The sequence below is a fragment of the Pseudovibrio sp. Ad5 genome, assembly GCF_001623095.1.
Taxonomy (GTDB): Bacteria; Pseudomonadota; Alphaproteobacteria; order Rhizobiales; family Stappiaceae; genus Pseudovibrio.
Genome location: NZ_LMCH01000021.1, coordinates 1 through 15,149 on the forward strand (window position 1 = coordinate 1; position 15,149 = coordinate 15,149).

Genomic DNA, 15,149 nt, shown 5'->3' on the forward strand with positions numbered 1-15,149 from the left:
AACGCAGAACTATTCAAAACCGACGCTTGCGCTACCACGCACAAGCCGCTTAACATCAACACGCAATTGGGCCAGACACTCCACTAATCGAAAGCCAATTTTGTCCAACTATCTTTGACGACGGACACGTTCTCATTTGTTGACATAGTGCTGACACAAGGCCTAAACGCAAAAAGCTCCCGGAAGAGAGCTTTGCTGAACCTCTTTATGTACCATGAGGTTAAATGGTGAGCCCGCACGGGTTCGAACCGTGGACCTACTGATTAAAAGTCAGTTGCTCTACCAGCTGAGCTACGGGCTCTCGGCGTGACCGTTAGGTCGCTGCCTGTGAGGGGTCTTCTAAGGATTGCAGGGGCTTAGTGCAAGCGGTTTTTTCGATTTTCCACACGGAGCGTTTTTTGCGCTTATTTACCGTTCTTATGTTGTTTAAACGATGAGATTGCTGAAAACAGCTCAATGTAAATGTGAGTAGTAAAATGATGTTAGGTTTTGGTTCCTTGTTTTTCTTATGGCGATGTTCCTCATCTGGCAGAGTGTAGGGTGCGGTGCACAAAATGCGCTTTCCGCTATAATCTGCTCTAAGGTGGGAGAGCGCTGCAATCATCTCGTTCATCCCTTGGTTTTGGGGGTATTATTAGTTCTCTAGGTGAAATAACGTAGAGATGTTGCTCGAAATGAAGCGTGATACTTCACAAAATCTGTAATACCTTAGTATACTATTTTGTGGAAGCAATCGGCAGTTTGCTGGTGTATCACCTGATTTTTGGCAGTTTTTCGTGAAATATCTGTGGGGCTTTCGCGTGTGCGAAATGCTCATATATCTAAAAATATATTTTTGAATCAGTTTGTTAGGTGAATAGATATGCAGCTTGGTTGTTACCAACAACCTTGAGAGTTTACTGGTAATCCAAGCAATAGATGTGTACGTATTTCACCGCTTTTGGCATCTTTCATTCTGTGCCAGTGGGAAATAGGCGTGTCTGATGGTTAAAATGCCAAGATTTCCTATTCGCGATACCGTGAGTAACGGGATCGCGCAATTACAACTTAAGTGGAGGTTCGTATGAAACTTAGCAATGTTGCAGTTGGAGCTGCGCTAATTGCGGTTAGCGTTGCAACTGGAGCTTCGGCAGAAAATCGTTTCGTATCCATCGGCACCGGCGGTGTTACTGGTGTTTACTACCCAACTGGTGGTGCGATCTGTCGTCTTGTAAACAAGACCCGTAAAGAGCACGGTATCCGTTGTTCTGTAGAATCTACAGGTGGTTCTGTTTACAACATCAACACCATTCAAAATGGTGAGCTGGAGTTCGGTGTTGCTCAGTCTGACGTGCAGGCGAATGCATACGAAGGTCGCTCCCAGTGGGATGGCAAGCCTTTCGGTGAGCTGCGCTCTGTATTTTCCGTACATCCTGAGCCAGTAACAATGCTTGCTTCTAAAGGTTCCGGCGTAAACAACTACACCGACCTTAAGGGTAAGAAAGTCAACATCGGTAACCCAGGTTCCGGTCAGTATGCGACCTGGCAGCTTCTTGAAAAAGAAGGTATCGTGAACAAGGCTGATCTTGCTCTGGCGACTGAGCTGAAGTCTGCGGAAGCTGGTTCTGCGCTTTGTGACGGCAAAATCGATGCTTACTACTGGCTGGTTGGTCACCCATCCGCATCTACTCAGGAAACTGTAAGCACCTGTGATGCGCAGCTTGTAAACGTTGAAGGTAAAGCGATCGACGATCTGGTCGACAAATACTCCTTCTACCGTAAAGCAACTATCCCAGCAGGCATGTACAACAACGCAGAAGACATCAACACCTTTGGTGTTGGTGCAACCTTCGTTTCTTCCGCAGCAGTGCCTAATGATGTTGTTTACGTCATTGTTAAATCTGTCTTCGAAAACTTCGACGACTTCAAAAAACTGCACCCTGCATTCAAAAACCTGAAAGAAGAAGAGATGATCAAGGCTTCCTTGACAGCTCCTCTGCATGACGGTGCAGTGAAGTACTACAAAGAACGTGGTTGGATGTAATCTACCCAAGTTTTCTACGATGCGGGGCTGTTCTGGCCCCGCATTTTTTGGCTTTCTATGAGATTTAGTAGGTTTCTTGCTCTGCCTTTACAGCTAAGGCAAAGGGGGAACTGTATTTGGGGGTGCAAATGAGTCCAGAACGACACAAAGCGCAGGTTGATGCGCAAGAATTGGTCGCTCAGGCAGATACCGGTGCACGAAGCCTGGCCGGTGGGCTAGGCGTGATGATTGCTGCCATTGCCTTTATCTGGTCCGTCTTTCAGCTTTATGTGGCCTCGAACGTTCCATTTTGGTTGAATGATACCTTTGGCATCAATCTCATTTTCAACAATTCCGCAGTTAGAAACATTCACCTGGCATTTGGCCTGGTGCTTGCTGCTTTTGCATACCCTCTGTTTTCCCGCAGCCCACGACATACCATACCGTGGTATGATTGGGTGCTCGCATTTTTAGGCGCTGCGGCTTGTCTCTACCTTGTGATTATGCGCTCTGAGATCGCTAATCGCGCCGGTCTTCCAACTCAGATGGATCTGATTGTGGCCACCACTGGCCTGACTGTGCTTGCGATTGCGGTGTACCGGAGCCTTGGTCTGCCTCTCGTTATTGTTGCTGCGGTTTTTGTTGGCTACGCGATGTTTGGCAACTCTCCTTGGCTGCCAGACGTCATTCAATGGCGTGGTGCCTCCTATGGTAAAGCCATGTGGCATTACTGGATTCAGGAGGAGGGCGTCTTTGGCGTTGCTGTTGGCGTTTCGGCGTCCATGATCTTCCTGTTTGTGCTGTTTGGTTCGCTGCTGGAGAAAGCTGGCGCGGGTAACTACTTTATCAAGGCCGCGTTTGCGCTTCTTGGACATTTGCGTGGTGGCCCTGCAAAAGCGGCGGTTCTTGCCTCTGCGATGAGTGGTCTTTATTCTGGTTCTTCCATTGCGAATGTTGTGACCACTGGTACGTTCACCATTCCTTTGATGAAGCGGACCGGCTTTCCTGCTGAAAAGGCGGGTGCTGTTGAAGTGGCTTCCTCTGTGAATGGTCAGCTGATGCCGCCTGTGATGGGGGCTGCAGCCTTCCTGATCGCCGAATTCACTGGCACCAGTTATCATCAGGTTGTTATTCACGCCTTCATTCCAGCCGTGATTTCTTATATCGCACTGGTGTACATCGTGCATCTTGAAGCGTTGAAGATGAACCTGAAAGGTCTGCCTAAGCCTCCGGTTCATGTAACCATTTTGCAGCGCCTGATTGGTGTTTTGACAGGCTTTATCGGTATCACACTTGTGGGTGCTGCCGTGTATTACGGTCTGGGCTGGACGAAGACTGCATTCCCGGCACTTACGTTCCCTGTTGTGCTAGCGTTGTTTGCTGCTGGCTATTTGTGGTTGGTGTATATCGCCGCGCAGGTTTCAGACCTTGAGGTGGACGATCCTAATGCGCCGGTGAGTGAGTTGCCTGCTGCTGGTGATGTTGGCCGTACCGGTTACTACTTCATCCTGCCGATCGTTGTTCTGATCTGGTGTATTCTCGTCGAGCGGTTCTCACCCTCCCTGTCTGCGTTCTACGCGACTATGGCGATGACCTTCATCGTTGTGACCCAGCATCAGTTGAAAGCTCTCTTCCGTAAAGAATCTCAGGCCGGCCGCACATGGCAGGGTATTGTGGACTTCGTTGAAGGCATGATCGGCGGTGCTCGCAACATGATCGGCATTGCGGTTGCGACCGCTGCTGCAGGTATCATCGTGGGGACTGTGTCCTTGACCGGCATGCACCAGATGATTGCTGCATTGGTTGAGTTCCTGTCTGGCGGTAACCTGTTGCTGATGCTGGTGCTAGTTGCGGTGATGAGTTTGATCCTTGGTATGGGGCTACCAACCACGGCGAACTACCTTGTTGTGTCCTCTCTGATGGCGTTGGTTGTTGTGGACCTTGGTGAGCAGACCGGATTTATTGTTCCGCTGATCGCAGTTCACTTCTTCGTCTTCTATTTCGGTATTATGGCGGATGTGACGCCTCCGGTGGGGCTAGCCGCCTTTGCGGCAGCTGCGATCAGTCGTGGTGATCCGATCAAGACCGGTGTTCAGGGCTTCATTTATTCTTTGCGTACTGCAGCCCTCCCGTTCCTGTTTATCTTCAACACGGATCTTCTGCTGATTGATGTTGAGCCACTTCAGGCTGTCTTCGTCTTTATCGTCTCTGTGGTGGCGATGATGTTGTTTGCTGCGGCAACGCAAGGGTACTTCTTTGCGCGCTCCCGTCTGTGGGAATCTGTAGCGCTGCTTCTCATTGCGTTTACGCTGTTCCGTCCGGGCTTCTGGCTCGATCAGGTGCAGGATCCATACGTAACTGCTACAGGTCCGCAAATCATGGAGATGGTTGGTGAAGCTCAGCCGGGTGATATGGTGCGTCTTAACCTCGCAGGTCCGGATTTTGATGATATGGATAAAATCCTGACACTGACATTGCCTCTATCAATTGGTGAGGAGCAGGGGGCTGACGCACGACTTGATGCATCTGGTCTGGTTACCATGCAGGATGATGGAGCTGTGGTGCTTGATGAACCATTCCCAGGCACGACATTTGCTGAAAAACTGCAGGGCTTTGACTTTTACGGAGATGTTCCGGTTGTGATCGTAAGCTCTCAGGTGGATGCAGAACGACTGCCAAAACAGCTGTTCTACATTCCAGCTTTGCTTCTGCTCTTGCTGGTTGTTGCACTTCAACGTCGACGCCAAACACAGCCCGCTTTTTAAGCGGGCTGTGCCATAAAACTATAATTTTTGAGGAGTTGGGAAATGTACTCCAATATCTTGCTGCCTTTGGATTTGAACGAAGAAAGCAGCTGGAAAACTGCGCTTCCCGTGGCTGTTGATCTGGCTCGTCATTACAAAGCTCAGCTTCATGTGGTGACGGTTCTGCCGGACTTTGGCAAATCTATCGTTGGTGGTTATTTCGCTCGCGAGTTTGAAACTGAGGCCTTGGAGCGTACGCGTGAGGCTCTTGAAGAGTTTCTTGATACGCAGCTTCCTGATGAGGAGCTGGATGTGAAAGGGCATATTGCTCACGGAACGATCTATGAAGAGATCACAAGCGCAGCAGATAAGCTGGGCACTGATCTGATTGTTTTGTCCTCGCATCGTCCTGAGCTGAAAGACTTCCTGCTTGGACCGAATGCGGCGCGTGTCGTGCGCCATGCCAACCAGTCTGTTCTGGTTGTACGTGACAACTAAAGGTCACAGTTGATATTTGTGGTTGACGGTAGGTAGCTGTTCTTACCTACCGTTCACCAAAATGTGTCGCAGATTTTCTTGCCTGTTTGACGAAACACATCCAACTTTCAGCAAAATTGTATATATAAGCCTTGGTGATCTATTGATGGACTATGATGTCGTCACGCTTCCGTGCGTGCAAACGTCAGGTCATGTGGATGCATTCCAAGTGGAATTAGGATAGCTATATGTTGCAAGACATCACCCTTTGGGGCGCTTTTTTCGCAGGCATTTTGTCTTTTGTTTCTCCCTGCGTATTGCCGCTGGTGCCGCCTTATCTTGGGTATATTGCTGGTTTGTCCATCGAAGAGGTGACGAGCGAAGATAAGAGCGCTGCACAAAGTAATCGGGTTATGGTTGCCGCAATGTGTTTCGTTGCCGGTTTCTCAACCGTGTTTGTGTTGCTTGGTGCAAGTGCTTCATTCCTTGGTCAGTTTGTTCTGCAGTATTCGCAGTATCTTGCCTATTTGGCTGGCGGCATGATCATTATTATGGGCCTGCATTTTCTTGGCGCCTTTAAAATTGGGTTCCTTTACCGCGAAGCGCGTGTGCAGATTGATCGTCAGCCGGGTGGTTTTGGCGGTGCTTATCTGATGGGGCTTGCTTTTGGTTTTGGCTGGACACCGTGTATCGGCCCAGTTCTGGCAAGTATTCTCTTGATTGCGGGTACGCAGGCCTCCGTTAATCAGGGTGTTATTCTGCTCGCTGCCTATGCGCTGGGTATTGGTGTGCCATTCATGATTGCTGCGATGTTTGCAGGGCCGTTTATGGGCTTCATGGCGCGCTTTCGTAAGCACATGGGGATGGTTGAAAAGGTGATGGGTGCGTTTCTCGTGCTCACCGGTGTTGGTTTCCTGACCGGTTACATTCAGGCATTTTCCTTCTGGTTGCTCGAAACCTTCCCGGTCTTTTCGCAGATCGGCTAATGGACGCTCCAGATTTTGAGATGAAAAAAGCAGGCTCTAGGGCCTGCTTTTTTGTGCTTGGTGTATTGCTTTAGTTTCTAAGCGCTGGCTTTTCGCCGGAATAAGCTTGCTGGCAAGGTTGCCAGCAAAAGCCCTGCCATGATTGGGATGAAGCCCAGATAATGGAACGCCTGGAGTTGCTCTCCCAAAAACAGGACTGCCATGCCGACACCATATGGTGTCATCAGGTACATGAACATGCCAGCGATCGATGGCCCAACCAGTCGGATGCTGAACTGGTAAGTCAGGAAAGAGGCCACTGAAGCGATTAGTGCGACGCCTGCGATAGACATCCAGACTTCACCTGTATCCGGTATCGAGGCTGTGATCGCCATTTCAGCGACTGCAAATGGTGCCAGAATTATGGTTCCAAGAATGGCGAGGATTGCAAACAAAGGAGCTGTAGAGATTGCTTGTAACTGGCTTTTCTTGATGAGTACGGAGTAAATTGCCCAGCTCAGCGTACACAAGGCAAACAACAAGTCGCCGCTGTTTAGTTGTAAGTTGAGCAGGTTGCCGAGCGAGCCTTTGGTCACAATCACAAAGACACCGATGATGGCGAGTGAGATCCCGGCAAACTCCCTTATGGCAACTGCTCGCCCTCTGAAGAGCCATTCAAGCGCCAGGATAAGGGCAGGGGCAGCTGAGTAAATCAATGTTCCGTTGGTCGCCGATGTTTCTTTTAGTGCCAGATAGACAATAGCTCCGCAAATCCACATTGCGAGGAATGCCATGAAGCTGAGGAGCTTCAGGTTTTTGCGGATCAGCGGCATGCTGGCTTTGAGCTCACGATATGTGAACGGCAAAAGAATAAGTGAGGCAAGGCCCCATCTAAAAAAAGCAAGGGTCCATGGCTCTGTATGGGCAATGGCTGGTTTGGCAATTATTATGTTGGAGCTCATGAAAATGGGCATGAGAAACAACAGGGCGTATGTTGAGGCCCAATTTGAGCTCGAAGATGAATGAGACACGCGTGGTATTCCGAAAAGACCTGCAAGGCACGAAGAAACGCTCACGTCATTGCTGACAAGCGCCTCAATGCTTAGGTGCTAAAAGATGAGAGCAACTTATTGGAAAATGGTTGGCAAGCAATTGACTTTTTCTCGCGCCAGTCTTGCGCACACAACAGCGGTGTCTGCAGCGTTGTAAAACGGGCCGGCTGTCAGCGTGTATTTTGTAGCGCCATCTACTTTTGCAGCGGAAACGCGTTTCTTCAGTTTTCCGAGCAGGAGAGGATTGTCTTCCTTCAGCCTTTGCCACTTGCTTTCCAGTGAGTTTGCATCTTCGAAATTGCCCAGTTCAATGGCAAAGGACGTGCGCAGAATTCTTCGAGTTCCCGACTGGCGAAGTTTGCCTGCTGCCGGTGTTTTTTGAAACTCAGGTAGATCGAGAGCCGATGCCCTCTCAGGAATGGAGGCGACTGTCTCTGGATTAGAAGCTTTTGGTAAAGCGATGGCGGCACGTGTACCGACTTCGGAGAGCTTGAGTTCTGGCAGAGAACTTGCTGTAGTGATTGGTGCTGAAGCTTGCAAGAATTCAGGTGCTGGCAGGGTTTCTATTGGGGTCGCCGGTTTCTGCTTCAGCTTAATCGCGGTTATGGCTGATGCCGCAGGGATTTCAGCTTCTGATGTTTTGTGCGCTGCAGCTTCATCAAGCGCCTTAACATGACCTGATAGTCTGCGGTTTTGCTCTGTGAGACGCAGCACAGAACGGCGTAAAGATATGATTTCTTCCCTCACAGCATGCAATTCTTTTGAGTTTTGCAGGTTCTGTTGTGATTCGTTTCCGCGGGTATTTTCATACACTTGGAACGCGTTTTGAGCTGTTTGACTGCCAATAGAGGCGGTTGTCGTAACCGGGCCGGGAGCGGGGAGAGGGAGTGTGATCTGCGAATAAATTGCCTGTTGGGAGGCGAATTTGGCAGGCATCTGCACTGCGGAGGCGGCGAGGGCGACAAACGAGAGCGCAGCAATACCCCATGCAAGAACAGTTATGCGTTCTCGCAGTACTTTCGGTTCCTGTCGTAACTCGTTGATTTTATGAGGAAGTCTCAAAGCTTCCAGTCGCCTCGTATTCGAATCTAATCCTAACTATATGTATTAACTTGGTTTTTTATGGTTAACAAAGTGCAAATGCAATCTGAAAAAGATGTATTAAACACTATCTGCTACTTCTAATGGGTGCGCTGATTTTCTTGGTGAAAGCACTGCGATGTTCTTTGAAATGCCAAAGCACTCGTGCAATTTGCCTGTCAGTTTGTAATTCTAGGTTCCCAAGGGGTTTGCATGTCCAATAGTTCTTGTTTGGCAATTGTTCTGGCTGCTGGATTAGGAACGCGTATGCGTTCGGCCTTGCCAAAGGTGATGCACGAAATTGGCGGATTGCCACTTGTCGGACACGTCCTGAATTCCGTTATGCATGCTGGTGCTGATAAAGTCGCTGTTGTGGTTGGCCCTGAGATGGCGAAGCTGGAAGAGCATGTCGCCCTGCGCGCTCCACATGCGACCTGCCATGTTCAGGTTGACCGACTGGGCACTGCGCATGCTGTGAAAGCTGCCGAGGAGGCTTATAACGACGCCTCTGATCATGTTCTTGTTCTTTTCGGAGATACTCCGCTTGTGAAGGCTGACACGCTGCACCGTTTGCGCGAGCGCTTGTCTGGCGGGGCGGATGTTGTTGTTCTAGGCTTTGAAGCTGAGAACCCATTCGGTTATGGTCGCTTGCTTGAAAGCGATGGTGGGCTTGTTGCTATCCGTGAGGAAAAAGAAGCAACAGATGAGGAACGCAGAGTCACTCTTTGCAATGCGGGTATCATGGCGTTCAAGGGCAACGCTCTGCCTGATTTGATTGCTGAAATCAAAAACGACAACGCCAAGGGTGAATATTATCTGACGGATGCCGTTGAGGTTGCGCGCAACAAAGGGATGAAGGTTGTTTCTGAACTTGGTGATGAAAAAGAAGTTCAGGGCATTAATAACCGGGCTCAACTTGCCTCCTGTGAAGCTGTGTTCCAGCAGGTCCAACGCGAAACTTTCATGGAAAACGGAGTGACATTGCGCGCACCAGAGACCGTCTACTTCTCATTTGATACCGAGATTGAGCCGGATGTCATTGTGGAGCCGAATGTGGTGTTTGGCCCGGGTGTACATGTTGATGGCGGAGCTCGTATCCGTGCGTTTTCTCATCTGGAGAATGCGCGTGTGAGTGCTGATGCGACTGTTGGTCCTTATGCCCGGCTGCGTCCTGGTGCTGAGATTGGCGAGGGGGCTCATATTGGCAACTTTGTCGAGATCAAGAACGCAAAGGTTGAGGCTGGCGCAAAGGTCAATCATCTCTCCTACATCGGTGATGCGCGCATCGGTGCGAAGTCCAACATTGGAGCGGGTACAATCACCTGTAATTATGATGGCTATTTGAAACATCACACAGATATCGGAGCAGGCAGTTTTGTTGGCTCAGACAGCGTGCTTGTTGCCCCGGTTAAGCTGGGGGATGGCGCCTTTGTTGCTGCCGGATCTGTGGTGACCTCTGATGTGCCAGCGGACGCATTGGCGATTGGCCGAGGCCAGCAGGTCAACAAAGAAGGTCGTGCTGCTGTAATGCGTGAAAAGCTTGCCGCGGCTAAAGCTTCAAGAAAGGGCTGAGTAATATTGATGCACATTGCTGAGGTTGGCGGTGTGCTTACTCAATTATCCTCAAGCTGTAACGAAACGAAACACGGATTGATTTCCCTCGCATAGAAGCATCGGGCTAAAGACTTGGCCTAAAGTTGATGCTCGCACCAGTTGCGAGGTGGGAATCCAAGGAGAACATATATGTGCGGTATTGTCGGAATTTTGGGGCAGACACCTGTTGCACCATTGCTGGTAGATGCGCTGAAACGGCTTGAGTATCGCGGATATGACTCTGCTGGTATTGCAACTGTCCAAAATGGTGAGTTGGTTCGCCGTCGTGCGAAAGGGAAACTGCGCAATCTGGAAGCTGTGCTGGAAGGCAACCCTCTTGGCGGCGTGAGTGGCATTGGCCACACCCGTTGGGCGACGCATGGTGCTCCGACTGTTGAGAATGCGCATCCACACGCTTCTGATGGTGTGATGGTGGTTCACAACGGTATTATCGAGAACTTCCTCGAGTTGCGCGAAGAGGTGCGCAGGGCGGGAGTGAAGCTTTCCACTGAAACGGATTCTGAAGTTGTTGCGCATCTCATTTCACTGGAAGTGAAAAGCGGTAAGTCTCCGCAGGATGCTGTTGCTGCCGTTCTTGGCCGCCTGAAAGGTGCTTTTTCGCTCGCAATTTTGTTTGCTGATCAGGATGATCTGATGATTGGCGCACGCCGTGGCTCGCCGCTTGCTGTTGGGTATGGTGAGGGCGAAATGTTCCTCGGCTCTGACGCAATTGCGCTGTCTCCTTTCACTGATCGCATTAGTTACCTAGAAGAGGGTGACTGGGTTGTCGTGACACGCGCTGGTGCACAGATCTTTGATGAAAACAATGTTGCTGCCGAGCGGGCTGTTCACACATCCAGTGTGAGTTCTACCATGATGGACAAGGGCAACTACCGGCACTTCATGGCAAAAGAAATCCATGAGCAACCAGAAGTGTTAGGTCATGCAATTTCGCAGTACCTGAAATTCAATGAGGGTAAGGTCACTCTGCCTGAGGGGAATGATTTTGATTTCTCCAAGATCAATCGGCTTGTGATTTCCGCATGCGGTACTGCGTATTACGCTGGTCTGACAGCAAAGTATTGGTTTGAGAAGTATGCTCGCCTTCCGGTAGACATCGATATTGCTTCGGAGTTCCGTTATCGCGAAATGCCTCTGGGCGAAGGTGATCTGGCTCTGTTCATTTCTCAGTCTGGTGAAACGGCAGATACCCTTGCATCGCTGCGCTACTGTAAAGAGCAGGGTATGACCATCGGCGCAGTGGTTAACGTGCCTGAGAGCACGATTGCGCGTGAATCCGATCTGGTGTTCCCGATCTTTGCTGGGCCGGAAATTGGCGTTGCGTCTACGAAAGCCTTCACCTGTCAGCTTGCTGTGCTTGCCAGCCTTGCCGTTCTTGCTGGCCGTCAGCGTGGAAACTTGAGTGAAGATCAGGAAAAAGAGCTGGTTGGTGCTCTTTCCGAGCTGCCTGCACACGCGATGCAGGCGTTAAAACTGGAGCCTCAGATCGAAAAGCTGGCACCGTGGATGTCCAAGAAGCATCATGCGCTCTTCCTTGGACGCGGTACGAGCTTTCCGTTGGCACTGGAAGGGGCTTTGAAGCTGAAAGAGCTTTCCTACATTCATGCAGAAGGCTATGCAGCAGGCGAGCTAAAGCACGGCCCGATTGCGCTGATTGACGAGAATATGCCGGTTTTGGTTGTCGCGCCATTCGATGGTGTTTACGGGAAGACTGTTTCCAACATGCAGGAAGTGGCAGCTCGTGGCGGCGAGATTGCATTGTTCACAGATGAAAAAGGTGCTGAGGCAGCAGGTGTTGCTGCTGACCAGATGATCATTCTGCCAGAACTTCCTGAAATCGTTGCACCACTCATCTACGCTCTGCCACTGCAAATGCTGTCCTACCACACCGCTGTCTTCATGGGCACAGACGTGGACCAGCCACGTAACCTGGCGAAATCCGTTACGGTTGAATAGTTGCTCAGAAAAACTATTGGTTTTTTGTGGGAGAGTAATAAAGTATCATACTGAGTAATAAAGTTACATACTGAAGCCGCCGGTATTATGCTTGCTTTGCGAGCAGTGACCGGCGGTTTTTTTCATGGCAGGTAAGAGTAAAGCGTTTTCTGACGCCAAGTTTGCAAAGATGATCAAAGAGAGACGGGGCAGCGGTAAGTATTCTGAATACAAGCCCTGGCTAACGGTTCGGGATCTGCCGTCTCTTGGGAGAGTACACCGCGTCTTCGGTCATAAGTCGAAGAGAACCCATCACCTGCTGTCTGACCTCGAACTTTCCGTGTTTCTGCTGCTTGAATGGCATAGTGAAGTCACTCAAATCTGCGAGCAGTTCCCCCTTGAAAGAGATGATACGTGCAAGCTCGCGCTCGAAGCCGGAATTAAGCATCCTAATCTAGCTGGCGTTGACCAGTATATGTCCTCTGACTTCTTGGTGGACACGAGTGATGAGCAGACACCTAGATTTGCCTTACAGGCGAAGTATAAAGATGCGCTGCAAGACGCTCGCACAATTGAAAAACTAGAGTTAGAGCGGCGATACTGGCAGGCAAAGGGTGTGCCGTGGTACCTTATCACGGAACGCGAAGTGCCAGCTGTCGTTACCAAGAACATAAAGTGGCTCCACCCGGCAATGCGGGCGGAAGAAGGCTGTATTGAGCTAACGCTAGAGCAGATGGAATTCTATGGTCATCATTTTAAAAATAACCCAAACAAGACAGTAACCTCCATCTGTAAAGACCTGGACATGGCCTATGAGTTGCCACCTGGCCAGTCTCTTCAAGAGATACGACAGCTTTTAGCCAAGCGATACTTCACCTTCGACATCTTCGTTCCAATCACTAAGCTCAGGGCGAAAGAGCTGGAAGCAGGAGATCTGGGTTTTATCCGGGAGGTGTATCTTGTTTCAAATCAATGAAGTGCTGAGTTTTGATCAACGCCGCTACCGCATTTTGCAGCTGATGGGCGAGCACTTGGTGTGGATCGATATAGATGACAAGTCGGCTTTTCCCGAGATTGCATCGACTGATGAGCTCAGATCTGCCATCGAAGACGAAGTTCTTGATCGGGTACAAGATCCTTTTAGCGAGCTTACTTTCCTAAATCCGGCAGAGGGAAGTACGGCGAAGACCAAACGTGATCGCAACTATGCTCTCATTAAGCCTTTGCTGGACTTACCAGACTTTTATGACCCGGAAAGCCGGGGCGCTGCCATAAACACCATTCTTACCAGTAACGAAACTACCAAACAAACTATCTACAGGTTAGCTCGGCGATATTGGCAACGGGGGCAAGTTCCAAACGCTCTGTTGCCTGACTACAAGAACTCGGGAGCAAAGGGGCAGCGCAGGCTAGCCAGGGACAAGAAGTTAGGGCGTCCGCGCAAATACACTCCAGGTGTTGGCGCCAAGGTGGACGAGTTTACTGAACGCTTGTTCCGCATAGCCATTGATCGTTATCTTCTCAAGGATCAGGGACACTCACTTCCTTATGCCCATCGCCGCTTTGAGAAAATGTATCTGAACTACTTCCCAGATACCCCCTCAGAAGAACTGCCGTCCAACTGGCAGATGATGCATTTCTACAAGCGCGAGTACCAGCAGGCTGATACACTGAAGAAACGGGTGTCTGCAATTGAGTACAACAAGGATGTCAGACCTTTACGCAGCACCGCCAATACGCAGGTGCTCGGACCGGGTTTCCGCTATGAAATCGAAGCGACCATAGCCGACATTTACCTGGTATCCGACAGTGAGCGCGGCAATATCGTTGGCCGGCCTGTGGTGTACATGGTGGTTGATGTATTCAGCCGCATGGTTGCCGGCTTTTACATCGGCTTCGAGACACCCTCTTATGCTGCGGCGATGCAGGCTCTCTTTATGGCGGTAACCGAAAAGACAAGCTACTGCAAGGAAATGGAGTTTGACGTTGACATCAACGACTGGCCAAGCGTTGGCGTTCCCGATGCTGTCTTAGCCGACCGGGCGAACTGCTTGGGCACCAGATCGAAAATCTTGAGAGCAATTTCGCTGTCAGGATAGAGAACACGCCATCCTACAGAGGTGATGCGAAAGGCATTGTTGAACGAAACTTCAAAACAATTCAGAGTTCTTTTGGTCCCTTTGTACTAGGCCATGTATCCGGTAGCACAATTAAGAAACGCGGTGGCAAGGACTATCGGCTGGATGCTAAGCTGTCGGTAAGGGATTTTTCTCAGATTATCCTGTCGTCCGTGCTTTGCCACAATCAATACGCCGTCCTTGAGAAGTACGACAGGGAGGCTGACATGCCGACGGATCTTCCTGCCACACCGATCCATCTGTGGAACTGGGGACTACAGCACAGGACCGGGCGCCTGCATCAGGCTGACCCAGATGCGCTTCGTATAGCCTTACTGCCGAGAAAGAGAGCAACTCTTTCAGAGCTTGGGGCCCGTTTGTTTGGGGTCTATTATTCATCAACAGAGTTCCTTCGGCTTGGATGGACGCATCGCGGCGCTCATGTAAAGCGTCCAGCGAGCATTGAAACTGCTTACGATCCTTTGGTCGCAGACCGGATTTACCTGTTCCCGGAAAAGGGCAGTAACAAGTATTGGATCTGTAACCTTTCCGAGCGTTCTCGCGAGTTCCGCGGGTGTTCGTTCTGGGATGTGTGGCAAGCCCGGGATGAGCAGAAGAAGACAGCAGCGACTGCCAAGGTGCAGTTAAAAACCAAGAAACGCCAGCATGAGGAGTTCGTGATTGAAAAGATTGCTCATGCTGAGAAGTCTGCGCCCGACACTTCGGCGGAACCAAAAGTGCAGCGGATCCGTGCCATCAATGAGAACAAGCGTCACGAAAAAGCAGGGGAGCGCGCAAAGAAGGCACATCGTCCTGAGGCTGAAAGTGAGCGTAAGTCAGGTGAGATAGTCCACCTTGCCCAGCCTGAAGCGGACCTAGATTATCCTGATTTCATTGACGAATTGTTTGAGGATGATGACTGATGCCGTTGCCGGAAAACTTCGTTGAGGCTGTATATGTTGATCCGGGCCTGGAACGCTATCGTGACAATCCATTGATTGAAGCGCTGCCACCAATCATGGACCTTTCTACGCTTTGTCCGTCGTCAAAGATAGTTGGACAAAATTGGCTTTCGATTAGTGGAGTGTCTGGCCCAATTGCGTGTTGATGTTAAGCGGCTTGTGCGTGGTAGCGCAAGCGTCGGTTTTGAATAGTTCTGCGTT

Annotated in this window: 12 protein-coding genes and 1 tRNA gene; 10 read left to right on the forward strand and 3 right to left on the reverse strand. The window is 50.2% G+C overall.

The window, feature by feature from the left end; translation table 11 throughout:
* Window positions 1-225: 225 nt before the first annotated feature.
* Window positions 226-301, reverse strand: a tRNA-Lys gene (locus tag PsAD5_RS11740).
* 762 nt (window positions 302-1,063) lie between these two features.
* Between PsAD5_RS11740 and PsAD5_RS11750 the strand changes: the two genes are divergently transcribed.
* The 4 genes from PsAD5_RS11750 to PsAD5_RS11765 all read left to right on the forward strand — a co-directional run bounded on the left by PsAD5_RS11750 (window position 1,064) and on the right by PsAD5_RS11765 (window position 6,209).
* On the forward strand, window positions 1,064-2,023 hold the full coding sequence (locus tag PsAD5_RS11750; protein ID WP_063289846.1) for a TAXI family TRAP transporter solute-binding subunit: 960 nt from the start codon (window positions 1,064-1,066) through the stop codon (window positions 2,021-2,023).
* A 128-nt stretch (window positions 2,024-2,151) separates the two neighbouring features.
* Entirely contained in the window at window positions 2,152-4,767 is a 2,616-nt protein-coding gene (locus PsAD5_RS11755) for a TRAP transporter permease (protein ID WP_057462370.1), read from the forward strand.
* Between the two features lie 42 nt (window positions 4,768-4,809).
* On the forward strand, window positions 4,810-5,244 hold the full coding sequence (locus PsAD5_RS11760) for a universal stress protein (protein WP_057462369.1): 435 nt from the start codon (window positions 4,810-4,812) through the stop codon (window positions 5,242-5,244).
* A gap of 227 nt (window positions 5,245-5,471) precedes the next feature.
* Window positions 5,472-6,209, forward strand: coding sequence for a cytochrome c biogenesis CcdA family protein (locus PsAD5_RS11765; protein WP_057462368.1), 738 nt, complete (start codon window positions 5,472-5,474; stop codon window positions 6,207-6,209).
* Window positions 6,210-6,286: 77 nt separating this feature from the next.
* On the opposite strand, the gene PsAD5_RS11770 is transcribed toward PsAD5_RS11765, so the two are convergent.
* Window positions 6,287-7,219 carry a DMT family transporter gene (locus PsAD5_RS11770; RefSeq protein WP_275078118.1) on the reverse strand — a complete coding sequence of 311 codons (933 nt, stop codon included), beginning with the start codon at window positions 7,217-7,219 and terminating at the stop codon, window positions 6,287-6,289.
* A 96-nt stretch (window positions 7,220-7,315) separates the two neighbouring features.
* A complete protein-coding gene (locus PsAD5_RS11775; RefSeq protein ID WP_208981914.1) occupies window positions 7,316-8,302 on the reverse strand; it encodes an SPOR domain-containing protein in 987 nt (328 codons plus the stop codon).
* A 231-nt stretch (window positions 8,303-8,533) separates the two neighbouring features.
* Between PsAD5_RS11775 and glmU the strand changes: the two genes are divergently transcribed.
* The 6 genes from glmU to PsAD5_RS11800 all read left to right on the forward strand — a co-directional run bounded on the left by glmU (window position 8,534) and on the right by PsAD5_RS11800 (window position 15,094).
* A complete protein-coding gene (gene glmU / locus PsAD5_RS11780) occupies window positions 8,534-9,892 on the forward strand; it encodes a bifunctional UDP-N-acetylglucosamine diphosphorylase/glucosamine-1-phosphate N-acetyltransferase GlmU (protein ID WP_063292249.1) in 1,359 nt (452 codons plus the stop codon).
* Window positions 9,893-10,063: 171 nt separating this feature from the next.
* On the forward strand, window positions 10,064-11,890 hold the full coding sequence (glmS, locus tag PsAD5_RS11785) for a glutamine--fructose-6-phosphate transaminase (isomerizing) (protein ID WP_063292250.1): 1,827 nt from the start codon (window positions 10,064-10,066) through the stop codon (window positions 11,888-11,890).
* 124 nt (window positions 11,891-12,014) lie between these two features.
* Complete coding sequence (locus PsAD5_RS11790; protein WP_063292251.1) at window positions 12,015-12,845, forward strand: heteromeric transposase endonuclease subunit TnsA; 831 nt, start codon at window positions 12,015-12,017, stop codon at window positions 12,843-12,845.
* Window positions 12,829-13,968, forward strand: a complete 1,140-nt coding sequence (locus PsAD5_RS28145) for a hypothetical protein (protein ID WP_206599730.1) — start codon at window positions 12,829-12,831, stop codon at window positions 13,966-13,968. Before PsAD5_RS11790 ends, PsAD5_RS28145 begins: the two co-directional genes overlap by 17 nt.
* A 245-nt stretch (window positions 13,969-14,213) precedes the next feature.
* Window positions 14,214-14,909 carry a Mu transposase C-terminal domain-containing protein gene (locus PsAD5_RS28150; protein WP_206599731.1) on the forward strand — a complete coding sequence of 232 codons (696 nt, stop codon included), beginning with the start codon at window positions 14,214-14,216 and terminating at the stop codon, window positions 14,907-14,909.
* Window positions 14,909-15,094, forward strand: coding sequence for a hypothetical protein (locus PsAD5_RS11800; protein WP_063292252.1), 186 nt, complete (start codon window positions 14,909-14,911; stop codon window positions 15,092-15,094). The genes PsAD5_RS28150 and PsAD5_RS11800 overlap by 1 nt, the downstream gene beginning before the upstream one ends.
* The last annotated feature ends 55 nt before the right edge of the window (window positions 15,095-15,149 follow it).